General features: G+C 69.7%; 11 protein-coding genes. 4 read left to right on the top strand and 7 right to left on the bottom strand.

The annotated features are described in order from the left end of the window. Positions 1 to 68: 68 nt before the first annotated feature. Both ABIE44_RS09515 and ABIE44_RS09520 read right to left on the bottom strand, forming a co-directional pair. Positions 69 to 2,888, bottom strand: coding sequence for a putative Ig domain-containing protein (locus ABIE44_RS09515; protein WP_209718989.1), 2,820 nt, complete (start codon positions 2,886 to 2,888; stop codon positions 69 to 71). 161 nt (positions 2,889 to 3,049) lie between these two features. Then, positions 3,050 to 5,620 (bottom strand): putative Ig domain-containing protein, encoded by a 2,571-nt coding sequence (locus ABIE44_RS09520; RefSeq protein WP_209718986.1) that lies wholly within the window; start codon positions 5,618 to 5,620, stop codon positions 3,050 to 3,052. 158 nt (positions 5,621 to 5,778) lie between these two features. On the opposite strand from ABIE44_RS09520, the gene ABIE44_RS09525 reads away from it, so the two are divergent. Both ABIE44_RS09525 and ABIE44_RS09530 read left to right on the top strand, forming a co-directional pair. Further along, complete coding sequence (locus tag ABIE44_RS09525; protein ID WP_209718983.1) at positions 5,779 to 6,258, top strand: SRPBCC family protein; 480 nt, start codon at positions 5,779 to 5,781, stop codon at positions 6,256 to 6,258. Positions 6,259 to 6,262: 4 nt separating this feature from the next. Beyond that, entirely contained in the window at positions 6,263 to 7,234 is a 972-nt protein-coding gene (locus ABIE44_RS09530; RefSeq protein WP_209718980.1) for a 1-aminocyclopropane-1-carboxylate deaminase/D-cysteine desulfhydrase, read from the top strand. Positions 7,235 to 7,241: 7 nt separating this feature from the next. On the opposite strand, the gene ABIE44_RS09535 is transcribed toward ABIE44_RS09530, so the two are convergent. The 3 genes from ABIE44_RS09535 to ABIE44_RS09545 form a co-directional block, all read right to left on the bottom strand. After that, positions 7,242 to 7,946: a hypothetical protein gene (locus tag ABIE44_RS09535; RefSeq protein WP_209718977.1), complete on the bottom strand. Its 705-nt coding sequence runs from the start codon at positions 7,944 to 7,946 to the stop codon at positions 7,242 to 7,244. 84 nt (positions 7,947 to 8,030) lie between these two features. Next, on the bottom strand, positions 8,031 to 9,122 hold the full coding sequence (locus ABIE44_RS09540; protein ID WP_209718974.1) for an inositol-3-phosphate synthase: 1,092 nt from the start codon (positions 9,120 to 9,122) through the stop codon (positions 8,031 to 8,033). A 55-nt stretch (positions 9,123 to 9,177) separates the two neighbouring features. Next, positions 9,178 to 9,774 carry a PadR family transcriptional regulator gene (locus ABIE44_RS09545; protein ID WP_209718970.1) on the bottom strand — a complete coding sequence of 199 codons (597 nt, stop codon included), beginning with the start codon at positions 9,772 to 9,774 and terminating at the stop codon, positions 9,178 to 9,180. A 257-nt stretch (positions 9,775 to 10,031) separates the two neighbouring features. Here ABIE44_RS09545 and ABIE44_RS09550 point away from each other — a divergent pair, with 257 nt between their 5' ends. Beyond that, positions 10,032 to 12,302: a transglycosylase domain-containing protein gene (locus ABIE44_RS09550; RefSeq protein WP_209718967.1), complete on the top strand. Its 2,271-nt coding sequence runs from the start codon at positions 10,032 to 10,034 to the stop codon at positions 12,300 to 12,302. Further along, positions 12,299 to 13,693, top strand: a complete 1,395-nt coding sequence (locus ABIE44_RS09555; RefSeq protein WP_209718964.1) for a glycosyltransferase family 87 protein — start codon at positions 12,299 to 12,301, stop codon at positions 13,691 to 13,693. The genes ABIE44_RS09550 and ABIE44_RS09555 overlap by 4 nt, the downstream gene beginning before the upstream one ends. Positions 13,694 to 13,726: 33 nt before the next feature. Here the strand turns inward: ABIE44_RS09555 and ABIE44_RS09560 are convergent, their stop codons facing one another. Both ABIE44_RS09560 and ABIE44_RS09565 read right to left on the bottom strand, forming a co-directional pair. Beyond that, on the bottom strand, positions 13,727 to 14,773 hold the full coding sequence (locus ABIE44_RS09560; protein WP_209718961.1) for an alanine racemase: 1,047 nt from the start codon (positions 14,771 to 14,773) through the stop codon (positions 13,727 to 13,729). Positions 14,774 to 14,777: 4 nt separating this feature from the next. Then, positions 14,778 to 15,911, bottom strand: coding sequence for a lipid II:glycine glycyltransferase FemX (locus ABIE44_RS09565; RefSeq protein ID WP_209718958.1), 1,134 nt, complete (start codon positions 15,909 to 15,911; stop codon positions 14,778 to 14,780). Between the last annotated feature and the right edge of the window lie 37 nt (positions 15,912 to 15,948).

Here is a 15,948-nt window from a genome sequence, read left to right on the forward strand (position 1 = left end):
CGGGGTAGGCGAGATCCCTACCCCGTGGGCGTGGTGGAGCTGTTCAGTTGTGGGTGCGCGGCTGGTGCTCAGGAGACCTTGATGGAGAAGGTCTTCTCCGTGAACAGGTTGGTGCCCGTCTCGGTGAACCGCACGATGTAGGTGAAGTTGCCGGGCAGCGTGGTCGAGCCGCTGATCCGGCCGTCACTCTTCAGCGTCAGGCCCAGGGCGGGGTTGCTGCCCGGTCGCAGGGTCCAGGTGCCGGTCGGGGCCGGAGCAACCTCCAGCTGGTAGGAGTACCCCTGCAGCGGGGTCCCGTGCGGCAGGGTCGAGGGGCTGGTGATGATCGGCGCCGACTGGACGACGTGCAGCACCAGCGTCTTCGACGCCGCGGCCTGACCGGAGTTGGTCTGGACGAAGTCGAACTTGATGTTCGTGTCGCCCGCCAGACGCGGCGTTCCGGACAGCTCCCCGGTCGCGGTGTTGAAGGTCATCCCGGCCGGCAGCGGCGATGCCGTCCAGGTACCCGCCGGGTTCCCGGCGACCGTGAGGGTCGTCGAGTAGGCGTGGTACCGCAGCGCGTCCGGGAGGACGGTCGTGGTGATGACCGGTGCGACGGCCTGCTTCACCGTGAGGACCAGGACCTTCGGCGTTGCCGAGAGCCCGCTGCTGGTCTGGGTGAAGCCGAGGGTGACCTCGTGGTTGCCCACCTGGTCGGCAGCGGTCACCGTGCCGGTGATCTTGCCGGTGGCCGGGTTGAGCACCAGGCCGCCCGGGAGACCGGTGGCCGTCCACGTGCCCGCGACGTTCCCCTGCGAGGTGAGCGTGAACTCGTAGGGCAGGTACCGGGTCGCGTCGGGCAGCGCACCGGTCGCGATCACCGGGGCAGCCACCTGGTTGACGTGCAGCGTCAGCGTCTTGCTGATCGCGGCGACACCGGTGCTGGTCTGGGTGAACCCGATGACGACCTGCGTGTCCCCGGCGGCGGTCGGCGTACCGGAGATGACACCCGTGGTCGGGTTCAGCTCCAGGCCGGCCGGCAGCGGTGCTGCCGTCCAGGTACCGCCCGCCGCAGCGTTCGGGTTCTGGGTCGCCGTGAGCTGGAAGTTGTACGGCGAGAACCGGTCGGCGGGCGTCAGCACCGTGGTCGCGATGACCGGTGCCGCTGCCTGGTTGACCTTGAGGTTCAGCACCTTCGGCGTGGCCGCCAGACCGTTGCTGGTCTGGGTGAACCCGATGGTGACGGGGTTGTCACCCAGGTTGGCGGTCCCGGTGATGGTCCCGGTGATCTTGCCGGTGGACGCCTCCAGCGACAGGCCGGCCGGGAGGCCGTCCGCCGTCCAGGTGCCCGCCGGGGCACCCTGGGCCGCCAGGGTGAAGTCGTAGGACACGAACCGGGTGGCCTCGGGCAGGGACGCCGTGCTGATCACCGGGTTCGCGCCCGGGTCGATCTGCAGCAGCAGCGTCTTGCTGGTCGCGGCCACACCCGTGCTGGTCTGGGTGAAGCCGATGACGACCTGCTTGTCGACCGCGGTCGGCTCCGGGGTGCCGGAGATGACGCCGGTCGCGGCGTTGAGTGTCAGGCCGTCAGGCAGCGGTGCTGCGGTCCAGGTGCCGACGGCCGGGGTGTTGCCACCGGCCTGGCTCGCGGTCAGCTGGAAGCTGTACGGCGCACCCTTGGTACCCGGGTCGAGCGCCGTCGTGGTGATGGTCGGCTTCGCCGCCTCACCCACGGTCAGGGCGATCGTCTTCGGCGTCGCGGAGAGGCCGGTGTTGGTCTGGGTGAACCCGACCATGACCTGCTTGGTCTCGGCGACGGTCGGCGTACCGGAGATGGTGCCGGTGGCGGCGTCCAGAGCAAGGCCGGACGGGAGCGGCGAGGCCGTCCAGGTGCCGGTGGCGCCGTTGGCGGCCAGCGTGGTCGAGTACGGCGTCCCGACGGTGCCGTTGGGCAGCGTCGTCGTGCTGATCGTGGGCGCCACCGCCTGGTTGACGCGCAGGGTCAGCGTCTTGGTCGCGGCGTTCAGACCGGTGCTGGTCTGCTTGAACCCGATGACGACGTTGGTGTCACCGATGGTCGTCGGCGAGCCGGAGATGACGCCGGTGGTCGCGTTGAGGGTGAGGCCGGCAGGGAGCGGCGCGGCCGTCCAGGTGCCGACCGAGCCGGCGTACGAGCTGAGCTTGAAGGAGTAGCTGCCCAGCCGGGTGGCGGCAGTGAGGCTCGAGGTCGTGATCAGCGGCTTCGCGGTGACCGAGCGCTCGTTGGACAGGACCGGGGCGTTGCTGCCGGCGCGCGGCACCGAGGCCCGGTAGATCGTGGAGGTCACCGGGACGATGCCCTTGCTGAACGTGCCGTTGGCCGTGACCGAGGTGGTGCCGACCGTCGTCCAGGAGGAGCCGACCTTCTTCTGCAGGGTGACGACGGTGCCCTTGGCGAACGGGAAGACCGTTCCGGCCAGGGTCGTCGTGCTCCCCGCGGTGGTCGAGGCAGGCGTGGCGGAGAGCGAGGCGTACGTGCGGCGCAGGGCCGCGACCGAGACGGACTTCGAGGTGGCGGCCTTCAGGCTGCCCTTCTTCTTCACCGAGGCGCGGTAGGAGTAGGTGGCGATCGACTTCGGGCGGGTGAGCCGGACGGCGTAGCTGCCGGCGGAGCTGACCGTCCTGGTCGAGCCGGCCGTGACCCACTTCTTCCCGGACTTGCGCTGGATCGTCACCTTGGTGCCCTTGGGGGACTTGGTGACCTTGCCCGAGAACGTCACCGACGTGCCGACCGGGGCGACGGCCGGCGAGGCCGCGATGCTCACGCTGCGCTTGGTCGCGGCGGACGCCGCTGACTGCAGCCCGGTGACGATCAGGAAGGCGGCGACGAGCGCAGCGACGATGCGGAAAGCGTTGATTCTCGAGAACATCAGTTGCCTCTGTACGCGGGAGGGGAAGACGATTTGCCACCCAGCGTAGGCGTTGGGAGGCCTGAATGCGGACAAACTGCGTCATCCGCTGGGCAGAGCCGGGAACGCAGAGCGGCCCCTGACAGCAGAGCGTCAGGGGCCGCCGATGCGTTACGGGTGGATCAGCCGACGACCTTCGTCGGCACCGCGACCCGGGCCGTGCCCGCGCCGGCGTTCGCCTTGGACTTGTAGTTGCTGCCCCAGACGTAGGTGTCGCCGTTCTCCTGGGCCGCAGCGGAGTGCGTGGCGCCCGCCGAGACCGAGATCCAGTCGGTGCCCGAGCCGATCTTGGTCGGAACCAGGCGGTTGGTGACGCTGTTGTCGCCGAGCTGGCTCTCGCCGTTGGCGCCCCAGCACCAGAGCTCACCGGCCGTGTTCGTCGCGCAGGTGTGGCCCTTCCCGGTGGCGAAGGAGACCCAGGTCGTCGCGGTGCCTACCTTGCGCGGGCTCCGCTCGTCCGTGCTGGTGTCGTTCAGGCTGACGTTGTTGCCGAGCTGCCCGTTGGCGGCCGTGCCCCAGCACCACAGGGTGCCGTCGACCTGGCGGCCGCAGGCGTGCCCCGGACCGACCTGGACGCCGGTCCAGGCTGCCGTGCCGACCTTGGCCGGAGTCGCCTGCGAGTCGGTGTTCCCGGTGCCGAGCTGGCCACGCGAGCCCATGCCCCAGCAGAACAGGCCGCCGGTGGCCTTCACCGCGCAGGTCGTGGTGTAGCCGGCCGACACCGACTCCCAGTCCGAGGCGCTGCCGACCCGGGTCGGCGAGCTGGCGTCGCCGCCGCCGGTGCCGAGCTGGCCGAACGTGTTCTCGCCCCAGCAGTAGAGCTCGCCGGCGGTGGTGACACCGCAGGTGTGCGTCCAACCGGCCGAGATGCTCTGCCAGTCGCGGCCGCCGGCGACGGCGACCGGCGCGGTCTCCGACCCGTTGGCGACCCCGTTCCCGAGCATGCCCTTCTTGTTCGAGCCCCAGCAGTACGCGTCGTCACCCCGCAGCCCGCAGGCGTGGCCCTCGGTCGGCAGGTCGTCGTCGCTGACGCTGATCGCGGTCCAGTCGGTGGCGGTACCGACCTGCGTGGGCGCGGAGACGCCGGCGGGGTCGACGGTCAGGACGCCGCCGTCCCCGAGCTGGCCGGCGTCGTCGTACCCCCAGCAGTCGAGCGTGCGGTCCTGGTTGATCCGGCAGGTCGAGCTGCCTCCGGCTTCGACCGCCGCCCTGGTGGCGGGGAACCCGGTGGCGACCACCTTCCACACGTACGTCGCTGACGCGACCGGCTTGCTCGGCACCGCGTAGGTGATCACGGTGGTGTAGGTCCCAGCGATCGCGCTGGTGCCGCTGAGGACACCCGTGGCGGCGTCGATGTCGATGCCGACCGGCTTGCCGGACTGGACGTTCCAGACTCCGCCCGGCTCGGAGGCCTTGAGCGTGAACGAGTAGGCCGCGAACTGCGAGGCGTTGGGCAGGGTCACGGTGCGGATCGACGGCGCCGGCGGCGGGTTGATCGTGAGCGCCAACTGCTTGCCCGGTGCTGCGAGACCGGTGCTGGTCTGGGTGAAGCCGATGTTCACGTTGGTCGTGCCCGAGGCGGTCGGCGTACCGGAGATGACGCCGGTGCCCGCGTTCAGGGTGAGGCCCGCCGGCAGGGGCGCGGCCGTCCAGGTACCGCCCGGGTTGCCCTGGGCCGTGAGCGTCGTGGTGTAGCCGACTCCCTGGTCGCCCTCGGGCAGCGAGCTCGTCGCGATGGTCGGCGGGACGGGGGCGGTGATCGTCAGGTTGATCGCCTTCGAGGCGGTCACCCGGGCCGGCTGGGCGAAGCGGAAGGTGTACGCGGCCTGCGGGGTCGCGGCTGTCGGCGTACCGGTGATGGCACCGGAGGTGGTGTTCAGGGTGAGCCCGTTCGGCAGCGCCGGGGTCACGCTCCAGGTGCCGGCGGCCGTGCCGACCTGCTTCACGGTCGCGCTGTACGGCGCTCCCTGCGAGCCGTTGGGCAGCGAGGTCGTGGCGATGACCGGGTTGGCGATCACGGCGGTGCCGACCGAGACGGCCGACGACTTCAGTCCGACGCGCGGGACGAAGACGCGGTAGACCGAGGTGTCCTTGGTGACTACGGCCTTCGAGTAGGTCCCCTTGCTGCTCAGCTTGGCGGTGGCGCCGGTGCCCAGCCACTTCCCGTTGACGAACTTCTGGATCACCACGGTGGTGTTCTTGACGAACGGCTTCACGGCGCCGGAGACCGTCGAGGTCGCCCCGGCGGTCACGGTGGTGGGGCTGGCCTTGATCGTCGCGGTGACGCCGGTCAGGGCGGCGACCTTGAGGGTCTTGGAGGTGGCGGCCGACAGGCTGCCCTTCTTCGCGGCCACGGCACGGAACGCGTAGGTGCCGGCCTTGCGCGGCAGGATCACCTTGCCGGCGTACCGGCCTGCGGAGGTGGAGGTCTTCGCGGTCTTCGCGGCGACCCACTTCGTGCCGACCTTGCGCTGGATCGTGACCTTGGTGCCCTTCGGCGACTTGGTCAACGTGCCGGAGAAGGTCACGGTCTTGCCGACCACGGCAGCGCTCGGGCTGGCCTTGATGCTCAGCGAGCGCTTGGTGGCCGCGTCCGCGGGAGCGCTCAGCGCGCCGACCGCCAGCACGGCTGCCAGCAGGGCGACCAGGAATCGGAGCGGGGGCTTGACCGGGTTCAGGACTCGGACCGACACGATGTACCTCGGAGTTGCACTGGGAGGTGGCGTGGGTCCCCCCGAACCACGTTCCAGGGTAGGTGTGGCGGGAGAGGTTCGTGGGGAAAAGGTCAACTCGCCCTCCCGCTAGCATCGGGGCGTTCCCAGGACCGCGCACAGCCACCGAGGAGACCCCCATGCCGCTCACCGACGTCGCGCCGATCTCGGCCAGCATCGACATCGCCGCCCCGCCGTCGCAGGTGTGGGCGCAGGTCTCGGACCTGCGCAACATGTCCCGGTGGAGCCCGCAGACCGCGAAGTCGATCCCGCGCGGCGGTGAGGGTCTCGGCGCCAGGTTCCTCAACATCAACCGCAAGGGCCTGCTGGTCTGGCCGACCCAGTCCAAGGTGGTTCGGTTCGACGCCCCGGACGCCGAGGGTCGCGGCGAGATCGCGTGGCGGGTCAAGGAGAACTACACGGTCTGGAGCCTGCGTCTGACTCCGAACGCCGACGGGGGCACCACGCTGACCTCGACGCGGGAAGCACCTGAGGGGATCTCCGACGTGTCGGTCCGGCTCACCAAGGTCGCCTTCGGCGGTGTCCCGAAGTTCACCTCGACGCTCGAGCACGACATGGCCTCGACGCTCGCCCGGATCAAGGCCACGGTCGAGCGCTGAGCCGGTGACCCACCTCCACGACCGGTTCCCGGGCCTCGCGCTGGAGCACGTCCGGCTCGGCGCCAGCCCGACCCAGGTACGGCGGGTCGAGGGTCTGGTGCCCGGCGTGGACCTGCTGGTCAAGGACGAAGCCGCATTCGGCGACGGGGCCTGGGCGGGCAACAAGGTCCGCAAGCTGGAGTGGATCATCCCCGAGGCGCGGCGGCGACGTACGAACACGTTGTTCACGGTCGGCGGGATCGGCACCCACTGGGGACTGGCCTGCGCGCTCTACGGTCGGGAGCACGGGCTGCGCACGGTGCTCGGGCTGGTCGACCAACCGGTCGACGACCACGTCCGCCAGCAGCTCGCGCGGCTCGAGGCGTCCGGCGCGCAGCTGCACCGGTTCCCGACGGTGCGCAAGCTGAAGATGGCCGCACCCTGGTTGATCGCCTCGAACATCCGTCGCGGCAAGGTGCCCTGGTACCTGCCGGCCGGCGGTTCGAACGCGGTCGGGAGCCTGGGCTACGTCGAGACCGCACTCGAGATCGCTGCCCAGGTCGAGTCCGGGGAGCTGCCGGAACCAGGCGTCGTGGTCACCGCGATCGGGTCGGGCGGTACGGCGGCGGGGTTGGCGCTGGGCTTCCGGATCGCCGGTCTGCGCACGAAGGTCTTCGGAGTCGTGGTCAACGACTCCTTCCCGCTCGACGCCCCGGTGATCGCGGCGCTGGCCAACAGGACCGCGGACCTGCTGTGCGACCGCGGCGCCGGCGAGCAGCCGCACCTCGCGGCCAGCGACCTCAGCACCCGCGACGACTGGCTCGGCACGACGTACGGCGACCCGACACCCGCCTCGACGGCGATGGTCGAGCGTGCTGCGGGTCTCGGGCTCGAGCTGGAGCCGGTGTACACCGGCAAGGCGCTGGCGGCGATCGCCGACCTCGCCGGTCAGTGGGACGAGCCGGTGCTCTGGCTCAACACCCACGGCCCGCGCTGAGGCCTGGTCAGTAGAGCCAGGAATCCGCGGTCGCCACGCGGAACCGCTGGACCTGCGCGAGCAGCACCACCGGGACGACGACGTACAGGCCGACACCGAGCAGCAGCGCGCCGAGGAGCAGGGCGGCTGCCGCGCGCAGGACGAACCCGAGCTCGCCGACCAAGTCAGCGGCGACCAGCTTGCAGCTGGAGGCGAGGGCCGCGAACGGCGACTGCCCCTGCTCGATCACGAACAGCAGTGCGTACCGGGCGAAGAAGCCGAGCACCAGCACCGGCAGCACCAGGAAGACGGTGCTCACGGTGAGCAGGGTCGCGAGCACGGCGGAGGCTCCGAGGACGCGGGGCCACGGCAGGCTTCGGTTGAACGCCGACCCCGGCTCGTTCCCGTCGACGACGTCGAGGCCGGCGCGGTAGATCCCCGCGACAACCAGGTGCCCGACCAGCACCAGCGCGAAGATCGCCACCACGAGCGCGAGCTGCGCGCGCTGGTCGCTGGGACCGCAGGGGATGCGCAAGGTCTCGCCGAGGTACTGGCGGCCGCAGTCACGGCTTCCGGCGACCGCGATCCCGATGAGGTGCTGCAGCACGACGTGCACGGCGATCCCGACGGTGCCCAGCACCAGGGTCGGGACCAGCACCCGGTCGGGCGAACCGACCAGGGCACGCCAGCCGGCGCGCAGGCTCCCGGCAGGAGGCGCCTCGGTCTGGGTCACGTTCGCGATCCTAGAGAAGAATCAGTCGAGCCCCGGACCAGGTGGTCCGGGGCTCGACCCGAAATCAGCACGGTTCAGCTGAGGTCAGCGCTCGACCTCGCCGCGGATGAACGCCTCGACGGAGGCCTGGCCCTCGTCGTCCGGGCGCTGCACCGGCGGGGACTTCATCAGGTAGGAGCTCGCCGAGAGCAGCGGGCCACCGACGCCGCGGTCCTTGGCGATCTTCGCCGCACGGATCGCGTCGATGATGATGCCGGCCGAGTTCGGGGAGTCCCAGACCTCCAGCTTGTACTCGAGGTTGAGCGGAACGTCACCGAAGGCGCGACCCTCGAGGCGGACGTAGGCCCACTTGCGGTCGTCGAGCCACGCGACGTAGTCGCTCGGGCCGATGTGCACGTTCTTGTCGTAGACCTTGCCGGCCAGCGGACCGTTCAGGTTGGACGTCACGGCCTGGGTCTTCGAGACCTTCTTGGACTCCAGGCGCTCGCGCTCGAGCATGTTCTTGAAGTCCATGTTGCCGCCGACGTTGAGCTGGTAGGTGCGGTCCAGCGCGACACCGCGGTCCTCGAACAGCTTCGCCATCACGCGGTGGGTGATGGTGGCGCCGACCTGGCTCTTGATGTCGTCACCGATGATCGGGACGCCGGCGTCCTCGAACTTCTTGGCCCACTCGGGGTCGGAGGCGATGAAGACAGGCAGCGCGTTGACGAAGGCCACGCCCGCGTCGATCGCGCACTGGGCGTAGTACTTGTCGGCGATCTCGGAACCGACCGGCAGGTAGGAGACGAGCACGTCGACCTGGGCGTCCTTGAGCGTCTGCACGACGTCGACGGCCGGAGCGTCGGACTCCTCGATGGTCTCGAGGTAGTACTTGCCGAGGCCGTCGTTGGTGACGCCGCGGGAGACGATCACGCCGGTCGGCGGGACGTCGGCGATGCGGATGGTGTTGTTCTCCGAGTTGTTGATCGCGTCGGAGAGGTCGAAGCCGACCTTCTTGGCGTCGACGTCGAACGCGGCGACGAACTCGACGTCGCGGACGTGGTAGTCGCCGAACATGACGTGCATGAGACCCGGCACGGTGTCGCTCGGGTCGGCGTTCTTGTAGTACTCGACGCCCTGGACCAGGGAGCTGGCGCAGTTGCCGACTCCCACGATGCCTACGCGAACCTTCGCCATGGCTTCTCCTTCGATTTGCTGGTGCTGAAACTGATTTCGGTGTGGAGCTGAGGTGTTACGGGTTCTGCGGTGCGACGTTCTGAGGCGGCGCAGTCTGGGGGGCGCGGTCGTTCCCGCCGCGGTCGTGGTTGCCACGCTCGGCCTCGATCAGGTCGGTGAGCCAACGGACCTCGCGCTCCACCGACTCGGCGGCGTGCCGCCGCAGCTCGGTCTGGTAGCGGTCGGCGCCGCTGCTCAGCACCCGGGCGCGGTCGAGGCGCTCCTGGAGCCGTGAGCGGCGACCTTCGAGGATGCGGAGCCGGACGGCGGCGTCCGTGCGCGAGAAGAACGCGAACCGCATGTTGAAGTTCTCGTCCTCCCACGCGGCTGGGCCGGCGTCGGTGATCTCGGAGGCGAAGTACTCCGTACCCGCCGGCGTGATCTGGTAGACGATCCGCGCGCGGCGCGAGACGGTCGGGCTGGTGGCGACGACCTCGGTGATCCAGCCGGCGCGCAGCATCCGCTTGAGAGCGGGGTAGAGCGAACCGTAGGACAGCAGGCGGGTCCAACCGAGCAGCAGGTTCAGCCGCTTGCGCAGCTCGTAGCCGTGCAGCGGGGACTCCTGGAGGAGTCCGAGCACTGCAAGCTCGAGGGTGGCGCCCTTGCTCGGCATGGATCTCTGCTTCCATCAGGGGAGGTATCGACCGCATCTATCGACGCGGCCTATCGAAAGAACCTATCGGATCGATATATCAGTCGTCCAGTTCACGGCGTGTTCACGCGTGAGACGCTGCTCACGACGAGCCACGATCACGACGGCTGTGGCTCGACGCCGTACCCTCGATCTAGCACCGGGCCCTGTCTCACCGCGACGACCAGGGGTCCGGCCTACCGACCTGACCAGCACCCTTCCCCCTGGAGTACGACACAGTGAGTGCCAACACGCCCCGGCCGCCGCGCCCCGGGAGCCGGTCCGCCAGCAGCGCCGGGTCCCGCCGAGCCACCAGCGCCCGCGGTTCTGCCAAGGGCCCGGCGAAGGGCCCAGCGAAGGGCAGGGGTTCGGCGAAGGGCAAGGGTCCCGGGAAGCCGAAGAAGCCGCTCACGAAGAAGGAGTGGGCCCTCAAGGGACTCAAGTGGGCCACCATCGTCGGCGTCGTGATGGCCGTGCTGATGATGTCGATCTTCTACTTCGCCTACCGGTCGACGAAGATCCCCAACCCGAACTCCGACTTCCAGGCGCAGACCACCAAGGTCTTCTACGCCGGTGGCAAGAGCTCGCTCGGCTCGTTCGCCACCCAGAACCGGGAGTCGATCCCGCTCGCCGAGATCCCGAAGGTGATGCAGGACGCAGTCGTCGCCGCCGAAGACCGTTCCTTCTGGACCAACAACGGCATCGACCTCAAGGGCATCGTGCGGGCCGCGTTCTCCAACGCGCAGGGCAACTCGACCCAGGGTGCCTCGACGATCACCCAGCAGTACGTGAAGCTGCTCTACCTGACCCAGGAGCGCACCCTCAAGCGCAAGGCCAAGGAAGCGATCCTGTCGCTGAAGATCCAGCAGCAGCAGTCCAAGTCGCAGATCCTCGAGGGCTACCTCAACACCGTCTACTTCGGTCGTGGCGCGTACGGCGTGCAGGCGGCCGCCGGCGCCTTCTTCGGCAAGAAGGCCAAGGACCTCGACCCCGACGAGGCAGCGATGCTCGCCGCGGTGCTGAACTCGCCGAACTACCTCAGCCCGGACCGCAGCGACGAGTCCCGCGCCGCCCTGCTCGCGCGCTACAAGTACGTCGTCAACGGCATGGAGACCACCGGCAAGCTCAGCGCCGACGTGGCCTCGAAGATCGTGGACCGGCTGCCCAAGATCAAGAAGCAGCGCACCAGCAACCTGTACGGCGGCCAGAAGGGCTTCATGCTTGACATGGTCAAGGACGAGCTGGCCAAGCTCGGCTTCGACGAGTCCGCGATCCTCGGCGGCGGCCTCCGGGTCACCACGACCTTCACCAAGAAGGCGATGGACGCGGCGAAGCAGGCCGTGGCCGAGCAGCGCCCCGAAGGACTGAGCTCCAAGCAGCTGCACGTCGCCACCGCCTCGGTCAACGTCAAGACCGGTGGCCTGATGGGCTTCTACTCCGGACAGGACTACCTGCAGAGCCAGATCAACTGGGCGGCGTACGGCGGGCCGCCGGGCTCCACCTTCAAGGCCTTCGCCATCGCGGCCGGCCTCGAGGCGGGGTACAGCCTGAAGGACACCTTCGACGGCAACTCGCCGTACGAGATCGGCGGCATCGACTTCAACAACCAGGGTGAGGGTCGCGGCAAGAGCTACGGTTCGCGGATCAGCCTGCTCACCGCGGCGGAGAACTCGGTGAACACTGCGTTCGTCGACATGACCCAGGCGATCCCCAACGGCCCGCGCAAGATCGTCGACACCGCCGTCGCACTCGGCATCCCTGCCGACTCCCCGGGCCTCGAGCCGAACGTCGGTGTCGCGCTCGGCTCGGCGACGATCGGCCCCATCTCGATGGCGAACGCCTACGCGTCGATCGCGAACGGCGGGGTCGCCCACGAGATCCACGTCATCTCCAAGGTCACCCGGGCCAGCGACGGCGAGGTGCTCTACGCCGTGCCGAAGGACAGCAAGAAGGCGATCGACGAGGACGTCGCCGCTGACACCAGCTACGCGCTCCAGAAGGTCGTCAGCAACGGCACCGGCCGCAACGCCCGGCTCTCCGACCGACCCGTCGCGGGCAAGACCGGTACGGCGACCAACGACGACGGCGACGTCGTCTCCTCCTGGTTCGTCGGGTTCACCCCGCAGGTCGCCACCGCGGTGATGTACGTGCGCGGCAAGGGATCGGGTGCTCTGCAGGGTTACATGCCGACGTTCTACGGTGGCGAGTTCCCCGCGCGCACCTTCCAGGACCTGATGACCCGGGTGATGGAGGGCGTCGAGAAGGAGGACTTCCCGAAGCCGGCGAACCTGGACGGGAAGGCGCCGTCGAACGGCCACGCCCCGGCGAAGCCGACGCCGACGAAGAAGCCGACCAAGAAGCCGACCGGTCCGACGAACCTGCCGACGAACCCCGTGACGTTGCCGCCGACGCCGCCGGCCTCGACGCCTCCGCCGCCCACGCCGTCGAGCACCCCGACCGGCCAACCGTCGTCGACCTGCGGGGTGCTGAACCCGAACCCCTGCGGGTGAACGAGCCGACCCGGGACGATCCGGTCGCGACCGCGCTGAGCGAGGTCGTGGGCGGTCCCGTCGGCGCGCGCGGGCGACCGCACAGCTGGTGGACCCCGGTCCGGGTGCTGCTCGCGGTGTTCTCGGTGGTCTTCATGCTGAGCTTGGTCCAGAAGTACCCGTGCGGCCAGACCAACTGGTCGAACGAGAAGGTCCGCTACAGCAAGATGTGCTACTCCGACGTGCCCTACCTCTACACGGGCCGCGGGTTCGCCGAGCACCGCTGGCCCTACGCCGAGACCACCGATCGGTACCAGACGATGGAGTACCCGGTCCTGACGTCCTACTTCGCGTGGGGTGCCTCGATCGTGACCTCGTGGATGCCGTCCGGTCCGCCGCAGGAGGTCCGCGCGCAGACGGAGTCCGGCGCGCTCTGGGGTCTGCCGGGGATGGCCAAGGAGGTCAACACCTACTTCCTGGTCACCGCGATCATGCTGCTCGTGTGCGGTCTCGGCGCCACGTACTTCCTCGCCGGCGCCAGTCCCGGACGTCCGTGGGACGCGATGGCGTTCGCCGCCTCGCCGACCTTGCTGGTCACCGGGCTGGTCAACTGGGACCTGCTCGCGGTGCTCTTCACCGCTGGGGCGCTGTGGGCGTGGGCGCGCGGGAAGCCGGTGCTTGCAGGTGTCATGGTCGGGCTCGGCGTCGCCGCCAAGCTCTACCCGCTGTTCCTGCTCGGGGCCTTCCTCATCGACGCGATCCGGCGACGCAAGCCGTCGCTCTTCGGCGTCACCGCCGTGGCGGCGCTGGTGGCCTGGATCGCGGCGAACCTGCCGGCGATGGCGAGCAACGCCGAGGCCTGGAAGCTCTTCTGGTCGTTCAACTCCGACCGGGGGGCCGACCTCGGGTCCCTCTGGTTGGTCCTCCAGCAGCACGGCGCGACCGTCACCGCGCACACGATCAACGTCTGGTCCGGCGCCTTCTTCGTGGTCGCCTGCGGCGCGATCCTCGCCCTCGGGATGATGGCGAAGAAGCGGCCGCAGGTCGCTCAGATCGCCTTCCTCGTGGTCGCGGCATTCCTACTGGTGAACAAGGTCTACTCGCCACAGTACGTGCTGTGGCTGCTGCCGCTCGCCGTGCTCGCGCGTCCCCGCTGGCGGGACCTCCTCATCTGGCAGGCCACCGAGCTCGTCTACTTCGCCTCGGTCTGGTTCTACCTGGGCGGTTGGTTGGCGCCGTCCTCGGGCGAGAACCCGACGGTCTACCAGCTCGCGATCGTCGCGCGCCTGCTCGGCGAGCTGTACCTGGTGGCGCTGGTCGTCCGCGACATCTGGGTCGCCGAACCGGACGAGAGCGAGTGGAGCGACGAGGAGTGGTCCGAGGTGGAACGGGTCGAGGCCCGGCTCAGCTGAGCCTTGGTCCGGTGGATGAGCCTGTCGAAACCCTCAGCTGATCTCGACTTCGTCGAAGTACGTCGCGGTGTACCGCACCCGGACCTCGACAGTCTCGCCGATCTCGGGCACGTTGGTGCCCGCCGGCAGGAACAGCATCGAGGCCTGCATGTGCGGGGGCTCGGCGAAGTAGCGCGCCTTGCCACCGAGGGTGAACGGCGACTTCGCGAGCCCGACCGCGTCGAGGCCGCCGCGGGCGAGTGCCGAAACCCGGGCCTTCGCGCCGGAGTCCCCGGTCGGGGCTTCCAGGCCGATGCCGTGCGCGGTGCCCCCGGAGACGATGACGATCGTGCCGGTCCGGGGCAGCGTCCGCCCGCGGTAGCCGAAGACCTCGCCGCGCTCGACCGGGTGACTGTCCAGCACGTGTGCCCGGACGGCGAGCGCGCCGCGGTCGCCGAGCCACAGCTCGGTGCCGACTCGCTGGCGGAAGGTGACCTCGGGGTAGTGCTGCTCCAACCTCGCCACCTCCTCGACACCCAGGTGCGAGACCCACACCGTGGTGGCCAGGCCGGCAGCGACCAGCTCGGTCATCAGGGTCTCGGCCTCGGCGAGGTTCCCTCCGGCGCGTCCCAGTGGGAGGTGCACCGAGGAGCCCTCGAGGCGTACGCCGCCCGCACGTGCGACCGCTGCCGCCTCGCGCAGACCGCGCGGGGTGAACCCGTGCCGCTTCATCGAGGTCATCAGCTCGAGGACGACCCGCGGACGGTCGCCGGAAGCGGCGAGGTCCCGCAGGTCCTCGATCCGGTCGACGGTGTGGATCAGCCGAGCGGCAGGGACCGACTCCGGGGGCAGGTCGAAGGAGCGCCATGGGGTCAGCACCAGCAGGTCGCCGTCGTACCGGTTCGCGACCTCGCTGAGCTCGGACGGCGTCCCGACGGCCACGACGTCGACGCCGAGCCAGCCGGCCTTGCGCGCCAACCGGCCGAGGCCGAAGCCGTAGCCGTTGCCCTTGATCACCGGGACCAGCCCGGACCGCTTCTCCGCGATCGCGCGCAGATGCGCGCGCCAGCGGTCGCCGTCGACGTTCAGGACGAGGCTCATCCGGTCACCCCCGTCGCTTCAGGTAGAGCTGGAAGGCAGCGTAGATCGCCTTGTTCAGCGGCAGGTCCCACTCGCCGGCGTACTCGACGGCCTCGCCACCGGTGCCGACCTTGAACTGGATCAGGCCCAGGTGCGGATCGTCGGAGGCGAGCGTCTCGGTGATGCCACGCAGGTCGTAGACGGTCGCGCCGGCCTCGAGGGCATCGCTGATCATCTGCCACTGGATCGCGTTCGAGCCGCGGACATCGCGCTTCTCGGTCGAGCTCGCGCCGTAGGAGTACCAGGCGTGCGTGCCCACCCGGATCCAGATCGTGGAGGCGACCAGGTCGCCCTCGTGCTCGGCCAGGTAGAGGCGGATCCGGTCGGGGTCCTCGGCGCTGAGCGCGTCGTACATGACCTCGAAGTAGCTCAGCGGGCGCGGGGTGAAGTGGTCCCGCTCCGCCGTCAGCCGGTAGAGGTCGTGGAACGCCGGCAGGTCCGCAGCGGTCCCGACGCGCACCTCGACACCTGCCTTCGCGGCCTTCTTGATGTTGCGACGCCACAGCTGGTTCATGCCGGACAGCACCTGGTCCGGCGTCAGCGGACCGTCGTCGTCGGCGAGGGGGACCTGGAAGTTGTACTGCGGCTGACCCGCCGCGAACCCGCCCGCGACCGACTGGCAGACCCAGCCGAGCTCGCGGAGCTGGGAGACGACAGCGGCGCCGGACTGGCTGCGCTCGGTCGGCGCGAGCGCGGTCAGGGTCGTGGTCGCGTCGTCGGCGATGCCTTCCTTGATCGCAGCGGCGTCCCAGCGTCGGGTCACCACAGGAGGTCCGATGCGGATGCCGAACGCGCCCTGCTTCTTCAGGTGCGCGGCCATCGGGTTCAACCAGGCGGCCAGGTCTCCGTCGGCCCAGTCGATGACCGGGCCCTCGGGGAGGTAGGCGAGGTAGCGCTTGACCTTGGGCAGCTGGCGGTAGAGCACCAGCGCTGCGCCGACCAGGTCCGCGCCGCGGAACCAGCCGACGGACTCGGCCTTCCACTCCTTCTTGACCTGCGCCCACGCCGGCGTCTGCAGGAAGCTCGCCGAGTCCTGGGTGCGGAGGAAGGCGAGGTGGTCGGCGCCGGAGATCGTCCGGACCTCGAGGGGGGAAGTCACGCCACGAGCCTAGGGGCTGGGGAGAACTCCTCGGTGC

It is taken from the genome of Marmoricola sp. OAE513, from assembly GCF_040546585.1.
GTDB lineage: Bacteria > Actinomycetota > Actinomycetes > Propionibacteriales > Nocardioidaceae > Marmoricola.

What these genes read in the sequence shown, in the direction of transcription:
- ABIE44_RS09515 (WP_209718989.1), bottom strand. Translation starts at nt 2,888, where the DNA reads ATGTTCTCGAGAATCAACGCTTTCCGCATCGTCGCTGCGCTCGTCGCC.
- ABIE44_RS09525 (WP_209718983.1), top strand. Translation starts at nt 5,779, where the DNA reads ATGCCGCTCACCGACGTCGCGCCGATCTCGGCCAGCATCGACATCGCC.
- ABIE44_RS09540 (WP_209718974.1), bottom strand. Translation starts at nt 9,122, where the DNA reads ATGGCGAAGGTTCGCGTAGGCATCGTGGGAGTCGGCAACTGCGCCAGC.
- ABIE44_RS09545 (WP_209718970.1), bottom strand. Translation starts at nt 9,774, where the DNA reads ATGCCGAGCAAGGGCGCCACCCTCGAGCTTGCAGTGCTCGGACTCCTC.
- ABIE44_RS09560 (WP_209718961.1), bottom strand. Translation starts at nt 14,773, where the DNA reads ATGAGCCTCGTCCTGAACGTCGACGGCGACCGCTGGCGCGCGCATCTG.